Origin of the sequence: Merdimmobilis hominis (assembly GCF_016901855.1) — a bacterium.
GTDB lineage: Bacteria > Bacillota > Clostridia > Oscillospirales > Ruminococcaceae > Paludihabitans.
Map to the genome: position 1 here is coordinate 38,620 of NZ_JACJKY010000001.1, position 16,906 is coordinate 55,525.

Below are 16,906 nucleotides of genomic sequence, written 5' to 3' on the forward strand. Positions count from 1 at the left end.
TCAAACCTCCTTTCCGGCAAACCGTATGTCGCTTTTGATTTCATTTCCCCATACGTCCCAACCAGGGGTATGCTGCCTTGCAAACAGTTCAATACGCGGTAGGTCGCCCATAAGGGCAAGTATCTTTTCCCGCGTTATATCCGGCTTTTTGCTGTGCTGCTCAACAGGGGAAATAATAAATTGATGTACCTTGTTTGATTGTCGCTTCGGGTGTCCTTTGGTAGCAAGCAAGCAGATTTCCGCATTTCCTCGCGTCCAAAAGCCCAAGCCATAAAACCAAGTGGGCGATTTCCGATTTTGCTTTAACCATACAAAGGCAACGGATTTATAGGTAAATCCCCAAGCCTTGATTAACTGCAACGCTTCTTTAAGCTGCGGGAACGTCGCCCATAGGAATAAAATACAGTCCTTATCCGCAATTTCTTTGACGGGTAAAGCGCAAAGTTCCTCAATACTCATAGTGGGATAGTGCTTTTCCGCTGCGCCCTGTACCTTGCTTCTCGCGTATCTCCAAGGGGGATCGGCGTAAATGATTTTGTATTTCTTCATCTGCACCCCCTTAATGCGCGCTGAATACGGATTTTGCAAGGCTTCCCGTTTTGAAAAGCGTAAAACACAAGAGGACGGTATAGCCCATGCAAGACCAGATCGCGCCGGATATGTCATCGGTTGCTGCGATTGTCTGTATCAAAACCGCATAAATACCGACGCACACAAGAATTAGAAAAGCCTGAAAACCGAGGGCAAGCAAGGATTTTAAGTAGTTCTGTCCCATGCCGCCCCATTCACGATTTACCATTGTCGCAACGGGGATAGGGGCGATACTCGTTACAAGGTATATTTCAATCATGCGCCCGTACACCACCAGCATGATACAGATAGACAACGCTTTCATGGTAAGCCCCACAAAGAGTGATTGAAACCATAGCCCCAAAAGCCCGCCGACGCTCATAGCGTCCAGCTTTGCTTCTATATCGGTGATAACGGTTGCAATATCTATGCTTGTGTCGGATATGATAACGCCCGCGCTGTCGTTGACGACGCTCTGTGTAATGTCAAATACGCCCATGACGATGTTCCAAGTATTTGTTACCAGCAGCACCGCAACAAAGGTTTTGAAAATCCACTTGAAGAAAATCCAAGTGTCGAGATCGTGCAGATTGTTTTTCTCAATTACAAGCTGGATTAGTTCGTAGCACATGACAAAGGTAAAGCTCCACGCTGTTCCACAAGGTTGAACGGTCAGAGAAAGAGGGCGGGGCGTGGGGTGGCAGCATAATTTCCGTATGGACAACACCGCCTTTGCGGGTGTAGTCGTGTGTCATTCCGTCCCACTCATTTGTCAGCTTTTCGCCGCTTCGGTAGGCGGCTGCGGCAACGGCTGATTTGCCCTTGCCCCGGCTGACAATGCTGATATTACAATGATAGATGGCTATGGGTATCACCTCCCGGATAAAATGAAAACCCGCAAAAATGGTACAGACGCCAAAGGCGGGTATACTGTTTTTGTGGGTGTGCAGGGATAGCCGCGTAAGCGGCGCAAGGGGTGCAGCCCCTTGTTGCGGCAAAGCCGCCAATGTCGGTCAGAGAGGGAAGCAAGCGGCTTTCTCTCTGTGCCGACAAGCCCTCGGCAGAGCGCACGCACCCGTAAGGGTGTATAAGTGCGCCCTTTGTACCAAAGGGATTATTCGCTTTTCCCGCCCTCGGTGCGTTTTTTCAGATAGCCCCGCGCTTCCTCGCTCGTCAGGGCAAGCCGGAGAAAGGCGGCGGCTTCTTCGTCGGTCATGGTCTTTGCTTCTGGCACAATGCTCTCAAAGACCGCACCCCGGACGATCAGCCGATGGCTGCGCGTCCTGCGTTCCTCTTGGGATAACTTTTGCCGCAACACCTTTTCCCGATTTTCAAGCTGCCGGATTTTCTTCTTCCCGTCCTCAATCTCGGCTTGCAATTCCTCGCGTTTTTTTCTCTCGGTTTCGTCATGGGTGGTCACTCCTTTCTACCTGTCGGCACAGAAAAAGGACAGTCGATTTCCTCGGCTGTCCTTTTGATTAGGGTGTTTGGTTTACTCCGTTCTGCTCAATAAATGGGAATATTAAATATCAATACGCCCTTTAATACATTCCTATTAAAACATCAGCTTCGATTGTCAAATGTGTGAGAGTACGCCAATCAACGCAATCTTTTTCAACGCAAAAGAGAAGCGGCGTCATTTCAATAAACGACATTCTTTGTTCTGATGACAACTGTACGGTGGCTGAAACCGTTTCTCTTGAAATGGTTTTAAGATATTTCTCAAAATATTCAACGACAGACTCATTTGAATAATCTGGATTTTTCAAGTGTGCTTGCACTTTAGTCCTGATTTCCCTCAAATGATTTTTCGTAGGAATTACTTTCACAACATATCCGTTAGGAGATAGCAATCGCTGAAATTCTTTGTAGTGTGCAGGCGAAAATATGTCTAAAATACAATCCATACTTCCGTCTTTCAAAGGGATTTTTGATAAGTCAGTAACAAACCACTTCACTGCTTTGCGCTTGTCTTTTTTTGATGCAATCTGTATTGCCTCCCTTGACAAGTCAAAGGCAAAGATGTTTCGTTCTGTTCTTTGCTGTATCTGCCTTGCATAGAAACCCTCGCCGCAACCAACATCTAAAATGTTTCTTATAGATGGCGTATCAGAAATAAACTGTATGATTTTCTCCAACACAACATCATACATGCCATACTCCAAAATTTGGTGCCGGTTGTCAAAAGACCGCTTGCTGTAGTTGGTTTTGGGCGATGATTTTAACAACAAATTTACATACCCATATCTTGAAATATCAAAGCAATGTCCATGTCTACAAATTAGGCTATTGCCTTGTATATCCATTGATTTTGTGCAAATTGGGCATTGAAAATAAACCTTGCTGTCTGCAAAGCGTGATAAATTATTATTCATTTGTTTTTCCTCCGTAATTACATCTCTGCTTCAATAAGCGAGTTATGCAATACGGATAACCGCAACATAACTCGCGGTTTTATCTTAATCTCATAAATGTAACCATTGTGTTGTCCTCCAATCAATTCCGCAGTATTACTCTGCTTTTAGAAAAAGTATAGCACAAAACTATGAACATTTCAACTCTATTTCAGCCTGTCGGCGACGTTGCTCTCTCTGGCATACCGCCGCGCCGCTTCCCGCCGTTCCTCGCTGTATGGGGCGGTCAGACGGAAAGAGAAGCGGCCTTTCTCAATGTCAAACTCCATGCAGCCCGTTTCCGGGTCTGCGTCGGTCTGGCGGCACACATCGGGGTGCTGCTCGGCATAGGCGGCAAGCCGCTTCTTCAAGTCGGTGTTGTGGGTACGGATATGGATCAACGGGTCTTTCTCATCAAACCAGATGTCTGTGACCTTTTTTTGCTTGGGAAGCCCTGTTCGCATAAACTCTCCTTTCTGCGCCCTCGTTTGGAGAGAGGGGCATTTTTGAGGGAATTTTCCCGGCTCTTGACTTGGGGAAAATGGGGATTTTCAAATAGAAACCGCCCCGGCGAACCATTCTTCGTCCGGGCGGTTCCTATCGCGTGATTTTCGTTTTTTCCGGCTCTTGACCGTCCTGCAAGCTGTCGGCAAGTATCACTTTGAGCAGCTTGTCGCGGAATGTTTCTGTGCCGCTGTGGTTGAAAAACAACTCCGCAACGATGGTCTGTCCGTCCCTCTGTGTCGTGATAACACTGTCGGGGGATTGAGGTGTCCCGTTCTGTTCTGCCATAGGCGGCTCCTTTCTCTGGGTGCAAAAGAGGGATTTCCCGTAGCCCGGAAAATCCCTCTTGGTTGTCAGTATTCGGTTTTACTGTGCGGGTGCTGCGGCGGCTTCCTGTGCCTTTTTCTTTGCCCGGTATTCCCGTGCTTTCATGCGGTCATACTCCCGTCGCTTTTCAAGGTTACGCGCCCGGTACTCCCTTGAATACTGCCGGTGGTAGGCGCGGCTCTTTTCCTTTTGGGCTTCCTCGATTTTCTCCCGCATTTGCCGGATTTCCTGCTCCGTTGGCTCTGTAAGCTGTGTCACTTCGTTCTCAAATTTGCCGATATAGTTGAAATATATCCCGATGTGCTGAATGGCTTGTTTTGCCCTTTTCTTGTCGCGCTCATGCACTTCAATCCGGCTGATAAACTCGTTGAGAATGGCGGGGGTCAGGTCGGTAAAGGCAGCGTAGCGTTCCGTCAGCTTCAAAAACTTCTGCGCCCGTCCGCCCGCGTTCTCAAAAGCGGATAGCTGCTCTTGCAGCTCGGCAAGCTCCGCTTTCAGCGCATAGTATTCTTCTGAATACTTCTGCGACATTTGCTCATAGCGGTCTTGCGGGATCGTGCCGAGGGCGTTGTCCTCATAGAGCTTGTTCAGCACCTTGTCAATCTGTTCAAGGCGCGTCGTGATTTGCGGGATACGCTTCTGCTGTTTCTTGGTCTTGTCGGTCTGCTGCATGGCAAGGTTCTTTTTCACTAAGGCTTCAAACTCCGCCCGGTTGCTGATAGAGTAGTCCTCGATTTTCTTCAGCACTTCCGCGACGGTCTGCATGAGCAAATCCGCGTCAATGATGTGTGGGGAATGGCACTTGGGGTTTTTGGCTTTCCCCTTGTGGTACTCGCTGCAATAGGCAACGTGCCGCTTGCCGCCGTTTCTGTAATCTATGCGGATGTGCATTTTTGCGCCGCAATCCTTACAGAAAAGCAAGCCCGACAAAGGGTGGATTTCCCCGTCCCCGTTGGGGCGTCTGACGGGCGCGTTTTCCAAAATCCGCTGTGCGGTTTCAAAGTCGGCGCGGTCAATAATCGGCTCATGCACATTTTCGGTTATCTGCCATTGGCTCCGGTCTACATAGTGGTTCCGCTTGTCCCGGAAATGCTTTGTAGTCTTGAAGTTGACTACATCGCCGCAATACTCCTGCCGCGTAAGGATATGGGTCAAGGTGGCTTTGTTCCACTTGTAGCGGTTATCCTCATTGAGCGCCTTGTTTTTACACGTTCCCCGTCCCCGGTCTTTCATGTAGAAAGTGGGGGTAGGGATTTGCTCGTTTTTCAGATATACGGCGATTTGGTTGCGGTTCTTCCCGCCGATAAACAAACGGAAAATAAGGCGCACAACCTCGGCGGCTTCCTCGTCGATTATCCAAAAATCCTTGTTGTCCGGGTCTTTGACATAGCCGTAGGGGGCTTCGGTGGCAATCGGCTTTCCGCTCATGCCTTTGGTCTTAATGCCCGTTTTCACTTTCTTGCTGATGTCCTTTGCGTACCACTCCGACATGATGTTGATAAAGGGCGCAAACTCCAATGTGTCGGGCTTCTCGCTGTCAATGCCGTTGTTGACCGCGATAAAACGCACGTTGTTCCGTCTGAATATCTCCATAGCGTTGCCGACTTGGAGATAGTCGCGCCCCCAGCGGGTAAGGTCTTTCATAATGCAAACGCCGATTTTCCCGTTTTCAACGTCCTCCATCATGCGGGAGTAGGCAGAACGGTCAAAAAATCTGCCGCTTTCATCGTCGTCGATGTAGTGCCGGATATTCGTCAGCCGCTGCCCTCTGGCGTAGTTCTCCAAAAAGATTTTCTGGTTCTGTATGCTGTTGCTCTCGCCGCCGTCCCTGTCCTCGTCCCCTACGGAAAGACGGGAGTAAAGGGCTGTGATTTTGTTGTAATCATTCATGTGCATATCCTCCTGTGCGTCCATGTAGAGTTCCTTTACACTTAAGATTATGCACTCCATCGGGCAGAGCCGTACTCCGCGCCCTTGCGGTATTTCTTCGCGTTTTTCCCTTTGACATAGACTATCAAGCGGATAATCACCGCACCGACAATGCCGACAAGCAAATCCAACGGGTAAACGCTCGGCAAGGCGTTTTCAAAGGCTGCGGAAAATCCTTGTGTGATATTCAGTATCTTTGCAGAAATATCCGCGCCGGGGGCAAGCCGCACCGCCTGTCCGACTTTATCAAAGAGATAGACAAAGAACACATAGGGGATATTCGGAAGTATCAGCTTTTTGTAGTTGATCTGCTTCATATCTCGCGCCCCCTGTCCATTTTCTTTACCTTGTCGCGGGCGGCGTTAAGCTGCTTCGCCTTGTCCTTTGCAGCGGCAAGGGCTTTGCGGATAGAGGGCTTTTTCTCCCGGTTCAGCTTCTTTGCGGAAAACTCTTGAAACGCTGCGGTCATAACGTCCGCGTCCCGGCCTTTGAAAAACACAAGGTAACGGGTCTGCTCGCCCTTAACCTTTTTTAGCGAAAAATCTATGTTGTATTTCTTCGCCGTACTCTCAAAGGCTTTAATATTGCTGTCGGTGATCTCGATGTTGGAAACACCCGCGTTCTGCTTCATAAGCTGCCGCATGGTCTGTTTCCCATGCGCGGGTTTGCTTTTCTGCTCCAAAAACTTTTGGATTGCTTTCTGTAACGCCTGTTCGGTAAGCCGCGCCGCGCCTTTTCCCACTTTGACGTATAGGGCAATCGTTTTTTGGGTTACTTCCTCCTGCAAGGTATCAACTCCTTTCCCGGTAAAGTGCGGCTATGCTCATTCGCCGCCGTATAAGTCGTGATTGACAAGGGCGGTATAGTAGCTGTCAATGGTACTCGGCGCGTTGAACAGCACCGCTTTTAGATACTGCTTGATGTTGCGCACTTTGGTTGTGTTCTCCCTCATGCAATCCAAAACAAACTCAATATGGCTGCTGTTCAGCTTCAAAAACTTGGATTTCACCAATTCGGCGGGGTAGTCGTCCCCGGCAATACGGATTGTCTTTCGGGCTGTGCAGACGGTTTCCAGCATAAGGTCAACAATCTCGTCCAAACGGTCTTTGTCAATTTTGCAGTTTTGAATGAGATGGTCGTATTCGATATTGTCCTTGATAATCTCCCTGTAAATCTCTACTGCGCTATTGCTTTTCGCTTCCGTTCTTTTCCTTTCCGGCGGCGTAGCCGCTTCGCCATGCGCAAAGGGCAAGGGGTTTAGGGAATGGAAAGGAATGGAATCGGTACTTGATAAATCAGTAATTGATTGTTCTTTACTTAATATATCTTTATTTAATTGCGTTGGATTTTCCAACGTAGGTTTTTCCTGCGTAGGTTTTTCCAACGTTGGATTATCCAATGTTGGATTTTCCAATGTAGGTAAATCCAATATAGGCGGCTGTCCGCCGCTGGTAGCTGCTTCCGGCTCTCGCGGCTGCGGCTGCTCGTATATGACGTAATCTGCGCCCCGCAAGCGTCCCTTTTCGTCGCGCTCCCGGCTGCGCACGATATATCCGGCTTTTTCGAGTTCCTTTACCGCTTCGCGGATTGCGTCGATCTTCTCCCGGTTGATATGGGATAAGCCCGCAAGGGTATAATCCCAATCTTCGGGCAGCGAAAGCATTTGCGACAACAAGCCCTTTGCCTTTAAGGACAATTCCTTGTTTCGCAAGTGGTGGTTGCTCATAACGGTATATCCCGTATTTCGCTCCACTCTGAAAACTGCCATATTTCCTCACTTCCTCTCTTGGTATGCGTGGACAATTAGAAAGCCGTTTTCGGCTGTTTTGGTATTGCAATATGCCCTTTGCCGTTTTCGCGCCTGCAAAGCCGCATGGCACAAGGGCTTTTGCCCGTCTATTTGTCCATGCTGGCGTGCGTTTTCCGCGTCCTTTTGCCGGGGCAATAGGGACACTCTTTGAAAACGCAAAACTCATATTTCCACCCGGGGCGGTAGAAACGGCAAGTGCCGCAATCTTCATCATCTCCGGCACAACCGGATTGATAGCGGTCAAATCCCGGCTTCTGCTGCATGAGCAATTCAAACGCCCGCTGCTTGCCCTTTGTGAAATACATTCCGGCTGCACCTCCTTTCCTGCGGGCATAAAAAAACGGCGTTACTTTCTCCCCCAAAGGGGTTAAGGTAACGCCGTTTGTGTGCGTATTCAGTTTTTAACACATTCCCTGTCTATCCGCTGTCCGCAAAACCATTGATTTTATTAGCTTTTTGCCGCTATCGCTATCACACCTCATTATTTGAACGCCCGGATTTTCAGCGCATGATGGACGATGTGGAAGCCGGAAAAGTAAACTGCATTGTCACGAAAGACCTTTCCCGTTTCGGGCGGGAACATGTGATGATGGACTACTATCTGGAATTTCTGTTCCCGGAAAAACGGGTGCGCTACATCGCCGTTGCGGAGAATGAGGACACAGAGAAAGGGCTTTCCGATTTTGTCCCGTTCAAAAACCTGTTCAATGAATGGTTTGCGAAAGATACAAGCCGCAAGGTAAAGGCCGCTTTCAAAGCAAAGTTTGCCACAGGACAGCGTATCGGCGCTTATGCTCCCATCGGGTACAGGAAACACCCGGAAATCAAAAACAAGCTGATAATCGACGAGGAAACCCGCTGGATAGTGGAGAAGATTTTTGACCTCGCCATTCATGGCAGAGGGGCGGCCAGTATCACAAGAATACTGATTGCGGAAAAGGTTCCCACGCCGGGATTTATCAACTTCCAGCGTGACGGGACTTTCGCAAACATCTATGCGGGTGCGCCAGAGGAAAAAAGCTACGCATGGACGATAGCGCAGGTCAAGAGCATTATGAAAGACGAAACCTATATCGGCCATACCATCCACTACCGGGAAACAAACATTTCCTTTAAGAACAAGCGGAGGATACGCAAGCCCCAAAGTGAATGGGTGCGGGTGGAGAACACGCAGGAGCCGATTATCAGCGAACAGGTTTTCCGGCAGGTACAGGAGCAGATAGCAAACCGCCGCAGAAAATGCAAGGACGGTACAACACAGATTTTTTCCGGATTGGTAAAATGTTCGGATTGCGGCTGGTCGTTGTCCTATGGGGAGAACAGGCAGAACAGCAAGCCTTACGGCCATTATCATTGTAGCAAGTACGGACAGGGCACACGCCAATGCTCCATGCATTATATCCGCTATGATGTGCTTTACGCCTATGTCCTCTCCCGTCTGCAATACTGGTCGGGGCTGGTACAGCATGATGAAGAACGGCTTTTGAAGCGGCTGTTAAACGCCAATGACAAGGGACAGGCCGCCGCAAGAAAGAAGCAAGCCGCAGAGTTGAACAAAGCGGAGAAGCGGAAAGCCGAAGTCGATACCCTGTTTGCCCGGATGTATGAGGACTGGGCGGCGGGGCGTATCACAGAATACAACTTCTCTATGCTGTCCGGGAAGTACCAGAGCGAACAGGCTGAACTGGACACAAAGATTGAACAGCTTCAATCCGCTATCGCCACTGAAAGCCAGAACGCCGCAGACGCAGAAAAATGGATTGCCTTGATGAAAGAGTGCGTCAATCCAACAGAACTGACCGCCGAACTTTTGAATACGCTGATTGAAAAAATCGTTGTCCATGAAGCGGTCAAAGGTGAGGACGGAAGCCGGGAACAGGAGGTAGAAATCTTCTACCGCTTTATCGGCAAAATTGATTAAATGACACCAATATTTTTAACTATGTGATACCGGGGGTTCACAGCCGGATATCGCCAACCTGATGCGGATCTCCAAATATTTTGGAATCTCGGTGGATACGCTACTGCTTGACTCCAACACCCGCATTTTGGAGGAACTTCCTTATGAAAAGGAAATTCATCCTTCTTATCAAAAGCTTTATGAATGGGAGCTTTATTCTGCTGATCTGCTGACTGAATATCAGCAGTGCGTGGAAGAAGGACTGGACGTAAAACGGTATGAACCGCTGTTTTGTGCGGTGTCTCAAATGGAGAACGGCAAGTACAAAGAAAAGATGGCCGCGATTCTGTTTGAAATGGTATTAAATGCGCCGGTTGCCGCGGATTTTTGCTATAACGAACCGTCTGATTATGAAGCGATTACAGCGCTTTTAAAAGATCGTGCAAGAAAAACAGGCGTGCAGTCAGCTGACTTGCGCGAGAAGGTTTCCGGTGCATGGATCGGTCGGATCTGCGGGTGCTTGCTCGGAAAACCGATTGAGGGCATTCGGACCAAGGAGCTTTCAAAACTTCTGCGTGAATCCGGCAATCAGCCGATGCAGCGGTATATTCGATCGGATGATATTACGCCGCAGATGCTCGATACGTTTACGTTTTCATTCGGAAATCGGTGTTATGCGGATGTTGTGCCATGTGCGCCGGCGGATGATGACACGAACTATACTGTGATGGCAAGCTTTTTGATTGAAAAATACGGCCGTGAGTTTACCTCTGCGGATGTGGCGCAGATGTGGCTCGATTCTCAGCCGAAGGGTGCGTACTGCACGGCAGAACGGGTGGCATTCTGCAACTTCGTGAAAGGGTATCTTCCGCCCGATTCTGCGGTGTATCAGAATCCATACCGCGAATGGATCGGCGCGCAGATCCGCGGTGATTACTTTGGATATATCAATCCGGGTGATCCGGCAGAAGCGGCGCGGATGGCTTGGCGGGATGCAAGAATCTCGCATATCAAAAACGGCATTTACGGTGAGATGTTTGCCGCCGCAATGATTGCACAGGCCGCAGTCAGCCGCGATATTCATACGATTCTGTATGCCGGTTTGGGAGAAATTCCGTCCACATCCAGACTGTATGAAGCGGTTTTGTATGTCATCCGTGCGTTCGACGAGGGACGTACAATGGCAGACTGTTTGAAGGAAGTGCATCGGCGGTTCGATGAATATACGACACATGGTTGGTGTCATACCATTTCCAATGCGATGATTGTGACAGCGGCACTGCTTTACGGACAGGGAGATTTCGGAAAATCGATTTGTCTGGCGGTAGAATCCGGATTTGATACCGACTGCAACGGTGCAACTGTGGGTTCTGTGCTCGGAATGCGAAACGGACAGCAGGCAATCGGACCGGAGTGGACAAAACCGCTGCACGGTGCGCTGGATACATCGATTTTCGGTGTCGGACGTATCTCGATTGACGAACTTGTCAATCAGACAATGAAACATATAAACCTTTCGAATCCATAAGAAATGAAAAAAGCCTGCGGCTTTGCCGCAGGCTTTTTTGTTGTATCATTTTTGCGTATCGGAAGAAATTACTGATCTTGTTCTTTCTGTTCAGCATTTTCTGCTGCTTCTTTTTGTTTTTGCTGTTTTTCACGGATCATTTCGCGCAGTGCTTCTTCGTTGAATTGATACCGGTTTTCGCAGAAATGGCAGACGATTTCAGCGCCGTGGTCTTCGTTGCAGATCTCCTCGATTTGTTCCACCGGCAGACTTTTGATCGTTTTGCGCGCACGTTCCGCACTGCATCCGCAGTGGTAAACAGGAGAAGCCTCTTCGAGCAGTTCCGGTGCAAGACCATCGAGCAGCCGTTCACAAATCTCTTTTGGAGAAAGTCCCTGCTCAATCATAGTCGAAACAGGCGGCAGTGTTTTTAAGTTTGCTTCGAGTTTGTCGATGCAGGATTCGTCTGCAAAGGGGAGCAGCTGTACCAAAAATCCGCCGGCCGCACGAACGGTCAGATCGGGATTTACGAGCACGCCAAGTCCGCAGACGGTCGGAATCTGCTCACTCACTGCATAGTAATTGGTGATGTCTTCGGCAATTTCTCCGGAAACAATCGGTGTTTGTCCGATATACGGTTCTTTTAAACCGAGATCTTTGATGACACTCAAAAAACCGTCAGTGCCTACAGCGCCGCGTACGTCAAGCTTTCCGGCTTCGTTTAACGGGATTTCCACAATATAATTGTCGGCGCAGGCTTTCACATTGCCGTTTGCATCGGAAACCGCCAAAACCCTTCCCGCAGGGCCGTTTCCGTCTAAGCGGAGCGTCAGCGTGTCGTTTTCGCCTTTTAATGAAAAGCCAATCATCGACGCGGCAGTCGAGAGACGGCCAAGCGCCGCAGTTACAACAGCGCTCGGTTTGTGGATTTGTTCAATGCGGCTGACGATATCTGTGGAGTCAAGTGCACATGCCATCACAGATCCGTCATTTGAAATCATGCGGACGAGTGTCCCCATATCATCAATCATCCTTTCTGTTTTTTGCTTTTGGTGACATAGACAACACGTTCGGTCGTTTCGTCAGGCGGATCGAAGGTATCACCTTTGTAACAGGTCAAAAGCGATAATCCCGCCTGTTCAATGAGCGCGCAGATTTCATCATGGGAATAAGCGCGTTCCGAAAATGTTTCCGTTTCACGTGTGTATTGTCCTGCGTGGGCTTCGGCAAAAAAATCGAGTGTAATGTCGATTGTGCGGTCGTGACAGGGACTGTTCTGCCACACACAAAACACGTCATCCGTATCATAGACAAACACTTTGTCCGAAAGCACCTTTTCGTGTTTATAGATGGTGTTCATGTCGAAGATGAAAATGCCGTCCGGCGCCAAAAACAGGCTTACATTTTGAAATGCTTTCAAAACCGCTTCGCTGTTTGGCAGATGATTCAAGCTGTCGAGTGCACAAATACAGCAGTCGACGGTGCCATATAAGTCAAGCGCCGTCATATCCTGACATAGATATAAGATATCAAGACCCGAATCGTATTTTTTGTTCATGGCTTCCATGAGCATTTCCTCTGAACTGTCCACACCGATCACATCATAGGAAAGCGAAGCCATCACTTCGGAAAGAGAGCCTGTACCGCATGCAAGATCCAAAAGGATCGGGCCGGGCGGCGGATTTTGTTTTAAAATCGCATGAAAATATTCCCCACGCGTGCGGTAGGGAATATTGGACGTAAGCGTATCATAAAACTTTGAAAAATAAGCGTAGCTCATTGTTCCTCCAGACGTTTAAATACAATTTCATATCCTTCTTTTCCGTAGATCAGCGAACGATTCACACGGCTGATGGTTGCAGTGGATGCACCGGTTTCTTTGACAATATCGCTGTAAACGCGGTTTTCGCTCAGCATCTTTGCAACCTGAAGGCGCTGGGACATGGCTTTTAACTCAGGGATTGTGCACAAATCCTCAAAGAAGTCATAGCACTCTTCTTTTGTTTTGAGAGCAAGAATGGCTTCCATCAAAAAGTCAAAGTTTTTTTCTTTTAGTTTGTTATTCATGATTCACGTTCCTCCGGTCTGTTTTTTACTCAACAGAATCGATTGCTTTTATATTTTAACATATAAAAGTGTAAAAGTAAACATCAAACAGAAAAAAACATGCGGAAGATCATTTTTCCTGTTTTTTGGAGAACATAGAACAGGCGGCATCGGTTTTTAAAATGCGGTTTTTCTCATGAACCGCATAGTTTCGGCTTGCAAATATACCTTTGCGCCTGCAAAAAAACATAGGATCGCGCCGATAGGATGTGATGCGCGTATCCTCATAAAAATATTTGCAGTCCGCGCAGACATACTGCTTGTCCATATGCAACACCTCGGCTATTTACTATATCAGTTTTAAAGGAAAAACACAATCCGTTCTGTTTGCAATTTCATGAAAAATCTGTTACAATGCAAAAGGAAAATTCCCGTTTGCGATAAAAGAAAGGAATCTTATTATGACGCACTATCAAATGAAAGATTTTGTTGACCTGTTCGCAAGAGAACAGCTGCTTGTCCGCGCAGCAATCTATGATGAAGACGCAGTTGTTTCTTCTGTCACATATGATTCAAAAGAAGCACAAGACGGTTCGCTTTTTTTCTGCAAAGGCGCTGCATTTAAAGAGGCATATTTGAAAGAAGCGGTTGTGCGCGGTGCGGTTGGCTATGTCAGTGAAACGGAATATGAAGCGGTCAGCGGCAGTGTCATTATCGTTTCGGATATTCGCAAAGCCATGGCAGCTGCGGCTTGTTTTTTTTATGATCACGCAGATCAAAAGCTTCGTTTGGTCGGCATTACGGGAACAAAAGGAAAATCAACAACGGCATATTATTTTAAATATATTTTTGACGAATATGCAGCATCGTGCGCGAAAAAGCCGTGCGGTATTGTTTCCACAATCGATACCTATGACGGCAAAAGCCTGCAAAAATCAAGCTTGACTACGCCGGAAGCGCTCGTACTGCATCGTCATTTTCACAATGCGGTCGAAAGCGGCCTTTCCGATTTTGTGATGGAGGTTTCGAGCCAGGCACTCAAATATGACCGTGTCACGGGCGTTCATTTTAAAGCAGGTGTGTTTTTGAACATCTCGGAGGATCACATTTCTCCGATGGAGCACACCGATTTTGAGGATTATTTTTCCTCAAAGCTTGCGCTGTTTGCACAGTCGGAAGAGGCGTATATCAACACGGAGTCCGATTATTTTGACCGGATTCAAAGCACAGCACAACGCCATGCAAAGCGTGTTGTTTTATTCGGAAAGCATGTCGAAGCCGATTATCAGGTGTATGATATTCAAAAAACAGGACATGAGATCCGCTTTTTTGTGCGCTGCAAGAAATTTGATGCACCGTTTTCGCTTGCGATGTCCGGTCTTTTCAATGTAGAAAATGCGCTTGCAGCAATCTGTGTCTGCACCGAATGGGGCATTCCGCTTTCGGCAATTCAAAAAGGACTAAGGAAAGCACGTACGGACGGCAGAATGGAAACGTATACAAACGCTTCCGGCGATAAAGTGGCGGTCGTTGACTATGCGCACAACAAATTAAGCTTTGAAAAGCTGTTTTCGTCGATGAAAGAAGAATATCCCGGATATACGCTGATTGCAGTGTTTGGCTGTCCGGGAAATAAAGCATATAACCGCCGCGCAGAGCTTGGCACTGTGGCGGAACAGTATTGTGACCGGCTGTATTTGACGATGGATGATCCGGCAATGGAAAAAGAGGAAGAGATCTGCGCGCAAATTCAGTCATATCTTGTGCATCCGCAAAAAAGTCATGTTGTCTATGACCGCGGCGAGGCAATTCATCGTGCAATCGTGGAGGCGCCGGCAAACAGTGTCATTTTGATTACAGGCAAAGGAAACGAAGGCTTCCAAAAGATCGGAAACGGGCGGGTTGCCTGCAAGAACGATGCGTTTTTTGTAAAACGTGCGTTTGATCCGGCTTATGAAAAGGAACCGATGCGTCAGATTGATGAGCAGGTGCCGTCTGTACGATCGATATAGACTGATATGACAAAAGGGGAGATCACGATGACAAACGAAGATATTCTGCGGATTGCTATGGCGCAGTCAGCGATCGACAGCGGTTGTTCGCCGCAGGATTTTTGTGCGTCCGAAAACCGGATTGTGCATTCGGCTGCGTCCAAACAGGCAAGAGCATATCTGTCTCTGCCGTTTTTCTGTGATCTTGTGTCATATGGAACAAATATTGTAGCGTCAGTAGATCCGTTGTGTGAAGAAGCTGTCCGCGATTATCTTTCGCGTTATCCACAGGAGCACTGCTTTGAAACACCGAATCTTCATGTGCTCAACGATGCACTGGAGAAACAAGGATATCGTGTCTGCTTTATGGCGGAATACTTTTTGCCTGATGTAAAACAGATTGCACCGTGTTCCTGCGGTTATGAAATGCGGCTGATGACGCCGGATAGCTTTGCGTCTTATTATCTTCCTGAATGGTCGAACGCGTTGTGCGAAAAACGCCGCCATCTTGACAGGTTGGCGATTGGTGCATTTGATAACGGAAAACTTGTCGGCATGGCGGGTGCATCGGAAGATTGTTCATCGATGTGGCAGATCGGAATTGATGTAAGCCCCGCGTATCGTCGGCAGGGGATTGCCTCTGCGCTGACGAAAACACTTGCATATGAGATCCTGTCACGCGGGATCGTCCCGTTTTATTGTGCGGCATGGTCGAATATTGCATCGGTGCGCAATGCGGTCAAAAGCGGATTTCTTCCGGCATGGGTGCAGCTTACCGCAAAACCGATTGCATTTGTGCAGGAAATAAACAGCGGTGAATAAGGTTTTTCTTGAAAAAACGCGTTTTAGATGGTATGATTAAAAGATAATATTGTTTCTGCGACTGCAGAAAGAGGAAATGGGGTATTTTTTATGGAACAGCAAACGCACAGTGCGGCGGATTATCAGCCGTTATTGGGACTGATTGACACACAGGTTGCATTAAAAGTTGTAAAAGATACATTTGAACGGTGTCTTGCACGAAATTTGTCGCTGACACGTGTATCGGCGCCTTTGTTTGTCAATGCGGATTCCGGATTAAACGACGATCTTTCCGGTGTGGAGCGTCCTGTTTCATTTGATATTCCTTCCTGCGGCGGCGAATTTCAGATTGTTCATTCGCTTGCTAAATGGAAACGGCAAGCGCTTGCAGCATACGGTTTTCCGGTGCATACCGGATTATATACGGATATGAATGCAATTCGCCGGGACGAAGCGCCGGACTGCCTGCATTCTGTGTATGTAGACCAGTGGGACTGGGAAAAAATCATTGACACAGATGAACGCAAAGTGGAAACGATCGCGGCAGCTGCAGAACGGATTTTATACGCGCTGTGCGAGAGTGAATCGTCGCTTTGCAGTCGCTTCCCGGAAATTCGTCCGTTTTTGCCGAGTTCTTTGGAAATTGTTTCAACCGAAGAACTGCGCCGTATGTATCCGAATCTTTCGCCGAAAGAGCGTGAAGATGCAATCTGCAAGGAGAAAAAAGCAGTGTTTTTAACCGGAATCGGCGGCAAATTGTCGGACGGAACGATTCATGATCTGCGTGCACCGGACTATGACGACTGGGAGAAAAACGGAGACCTTTTGCTGTGGTATCCGGTGCTTAACCGTGCGGTTGAAGTCAGCTCCATGGGTGTGCGCGTGGATGCGCCAACGATGCATCGTCAGCTTGAGGAGGCGGGATGCCTGCACAGAGAAGCGCTTCCGTTCCATCAGGCGCTGTTAAACGGCGCTTTGCCGCAGACGATGGGCGGCGGTATCGGACAGTCGCGTATTTGTATGCTGCTTTTGCAAAAAGCACATATCGGCGAAGTGCAGGCGTCTGTTTGGCCTGCAGAGGTTCGGAAAGAGTGTGCTGCACAGGGAATTCGTTTGCTTTGATAAGGG

At 48.2% G+C, this 16,906-nt stretch carries 18 protein-coding genes and 3 pseudogenes; 5 read left to right on the top strand and 16 right to left on the bottom strand.

The window, feature by feature from the left end:
- The 12 genes and pseudogenes from H6A12_RS00220 to H6A12_RS00275 all read right to left on the bottom strand — a co-directional run bounded on the left by H6A12_RS00220 (window position 1) and on the right by H6A12_RS00275 (window position 7,838).
- Entirely contained in the window at window positions 1-549 is a 549-nt protein-coding gene (locus tag H6A12_RS00220; protein ID WP_002604480.1) for an MT-A70 family methyltransferase, read from the bottom strand.
- 10 nt (window positions 550-559) lie between these two features.
- Window positions 560-1,204, bottom strand: a pseudogene (locus tag H6A12_RS00225) (VirB6/TrbL-like conjugal transfer protein, CD1112 family); the annotation flags it as partial.
- 7 nt (window positions 1,205-1,211) lie between these two features.
- Window positions 1,212-1,436 (bottom strand): annotated as a pseudogene (locus H6A12_RS00230) (MobA/MobL family protein); the annotation flags it as partial.
- Between the two features lie 248 nt (window positions 1,437-1,684).
- Window positions 1,685-1,990 carry a DUF3847 domain-containing protein gene (locus H6A12_RS00235; RefSeq protein ID WP_002584968.1) on the bottom strand — a complete coding sequence of 102 codons (306 nt, stop codon included), beginning with the start codon at window positions 1,988-1,990 and terminating at the stop codon, window positions 1,685-1,687.
- 121 nt (window positions 1,991-2,111) lie between these two features.
- Complete coding sequence (locus tag H6A12_RS00240) at window positions 2,112-2,945, bottom strand: methyltransferase domain-containing protein (RefSeq protein WP_002584969.1); 834 nt, start codon at window positions 2,943-2,945, stop codon at window positions 2,112-2,114.
- A 185-nt stretch (window positions 2,946-3,130) separates the two neighbouring features.
- Window positions 3,131-3,427: a hypothetical protein gene (locus H6A12_RS00245; protein WP_070087571.1), complete on the bottom strand. Its 297-nt coding sequence runs from the start codon at window positions 3,425-3,427 to the stop codon at window positions 3,131-3,133.
- A gap of 133 nt (window positions 3,428-3,560) precedes the next feature.
- On the bottom strand, window positions 3,561-3,755 hold the full coding sequence (locus H6A12_RS00250) for a transposon-encoded TnpW family protein (RefSeq protein ID WP_022030172.1): 195 nt from the start codon (window positions 3,753-3,755) through the stop codon (window positions 3,561-3,563).
- Between the two features lie 78 nt (window positions 3,756-3,833).
- Window positions 3,834-5,708 carry a recombinase family protein gene (locus H6A12_RS00255; protein ID WP_087284487.1) on the bottom strand — a complete coding sequence of 625 codons (1,875 nt, stop codon included), beginning with the start codon at window positions 5,706-5,708 and terminating at the stop codon, window positions 3,834-3,836.
- A gap of 32 nt (window positions 5,709-5,740) precedes the next feature.
- A pseudogene (locus H6A12_RS00260) lies at window positions 5,741-6,040 on the bottom strand (hypothetical protein); the annotation flags it as partial.
- Window positions 6,037-6,510: a PcfB family protein gene (locus tag H6A12_RS00265; protein ID WP_002604484.1), complete on the bottom strand. Its 474-nt coding sequence runs from the start codon at window positions 6,508-6,510 to the stop codon at window positions 6,037-6,039. The gene H6A12_RS00265 and the pseudogene H6A12_RS00260, both read right to left, overlap by 4 nt.
- A gap of 36 nt (window positions 6,511-6,546) precedes the next feature.
- Entirely contained in the window at window positions 6,547-7,491 is a 945-nt protein-coding gene (locus H6A12_RS00270) for a DUF6017 domain-containing protein (protein WP_002604485.1), read from the bottom strand.
- Between the two features lie 128 nt (window positions 7,492-7,619).
- Complete coding sequence (locus H6A12_RS00275; protein WP_002604486.1) at window positions 7,620-7,838, bottom strand: hypothetical protein; 219 nt, start codon at window positions 7,836-7,838, stop codon at window positions 7,620-7,622.
- Window positions 7,839-7,915: 77 nt separating this feature from the next.
- On the opposite strand from H6A12_RS00275, the gene H6A12_RS00280 reads away from it, so the two are divergent.
- Both H6A12_RS00280 and H6A12_RS00285 read left to right on the top strand, forming a co-directional pair.
- Window positions 7,916-9,454, top strand: a complete 1,539-nt coding sequence (locus H6A12_RS00280; protein ID WP_241146444.1) for a DUF4368 domain-containing protein — start codon at window positions 7,916-7,918, stop codon at window positions 9,452-9,454.
- Between the two features lie 61 nt (window positions 9,455-9,515).
- Complete coding sequence (locus H6A12_RS00285; RefSeq protein ID WP_204443510.1) at window positions 9,516-10,961, top strand: ADP-ribosylglycohydrolase family protein; 1,446 nt, start codon at window positions 9,516-9,518, stop codon at window positions 10,959-10,961.
- A gap of 68 nt (window positions 10,962-11,029) precedes the next feature.
- Here H6A12_RS00285 and hslO read toward each other — a convergent pair whose 3' ends face one another.
- From hslO to H6A12_RS00305, 4 genes are all read right to left on the bottom strand, one after another.
- Window positions 11,030-11,959, bottom strand: coding sequence for an Hsp33 family molecular chaperone HslO (gene hslO, locus H6A12_RS00290; RefSeq protein WP_204443512.1), 930 nt, complete (start codon window positions 11,957-11,959; stop codon window positions 11,030-11,032).
- A gap of 8 nt (window positions 11,960-11,967) precedes the next feature.
- Window positions 11,968-12,720 (bottom strand): class I SAM-dependent DNA methyltransferase, encoded by a 753-nt coding sequence (locus tag H6A12_RS00295; RefSeq protein WP_204443514.1) that lies wholly within the window; start codon window positions 12,718-12,720, stop codon window positions 11,968-11,970.
- Entirely contained in the window at window positions 12,717-13,007 is a 291-nt protein-coding gene (locus tag H6A12_RS00300; RefSeq protein ID WP_204443516.1) for a YerC/YecD family TrpR-related protein, read from the bottom strand. The genes H6A12_RS00295 and H6A12_RS00300 overlap by 4 nt, the downstream gene beginning before the upstream one ends.
- 109 nt (window positions 13,008-13,116) lie before the next feature.
- On the bottom strand, window positions 13,117-13,314 hold the full coding sequence (locus tag H6A12_RS00305; protein ID WP_204443518.1) for a hypothetical protein: 198 nt from the start codon (window positions 13,312-13,314) through the stop codon (window positions 13,117-13,119).
- A 133-nt stretch (window positions 13,315-13,447) separates the two neighbouring features.
- Between H6A12_RS00305 and H6A12_RS00310 the strand changes: the two genes are divergently transcribed.
- From H6A12_RS00310 to asnA, 3 genes are all read left to right on the top strand, one after another.
- Window positions 13,448-14,998: a Mur ligase family protein gene (locus H6A12_RS00310; RefSeq protein WP_204443520.1), complete on the top strand. Its 1,551-nt coding sequence runs from the start codon at window positions 13,448-13,450 to the stop codon at window positions 14,996-14,998.
- Between the two features lie 27 nt (window positions 14,999-15,025).
- Window positions 15,026-15,799, top strand: a complete 774-nt coding sequence (locus H6A12_RS00315) for a GNAT family N-acetyltransferase (protein WP_204443522.1) — start codon at window positions 15,026-15,028, stop codon at window positions 15,797-15,799.
- Window positions 15,800-15,889: 90 nt separating this feature from the next.
- Window positions 15,890-16,900 carry an aspartate--ammonia ligase gene (gene asnA / locus H6A12_RS00320; RefSeq protein ID WP_204443524.1) on the top strand — a complete coding sequence of 337 codons (1,011 nt, stop codon included), beginning with the start codon at window positions 15,890-15,892 and terminating at the stop codon, window positions 16,898-16,900.
- The last annotated feature ends 6 nt before the right edge of the window (window positions 16,901-16,906 follow it).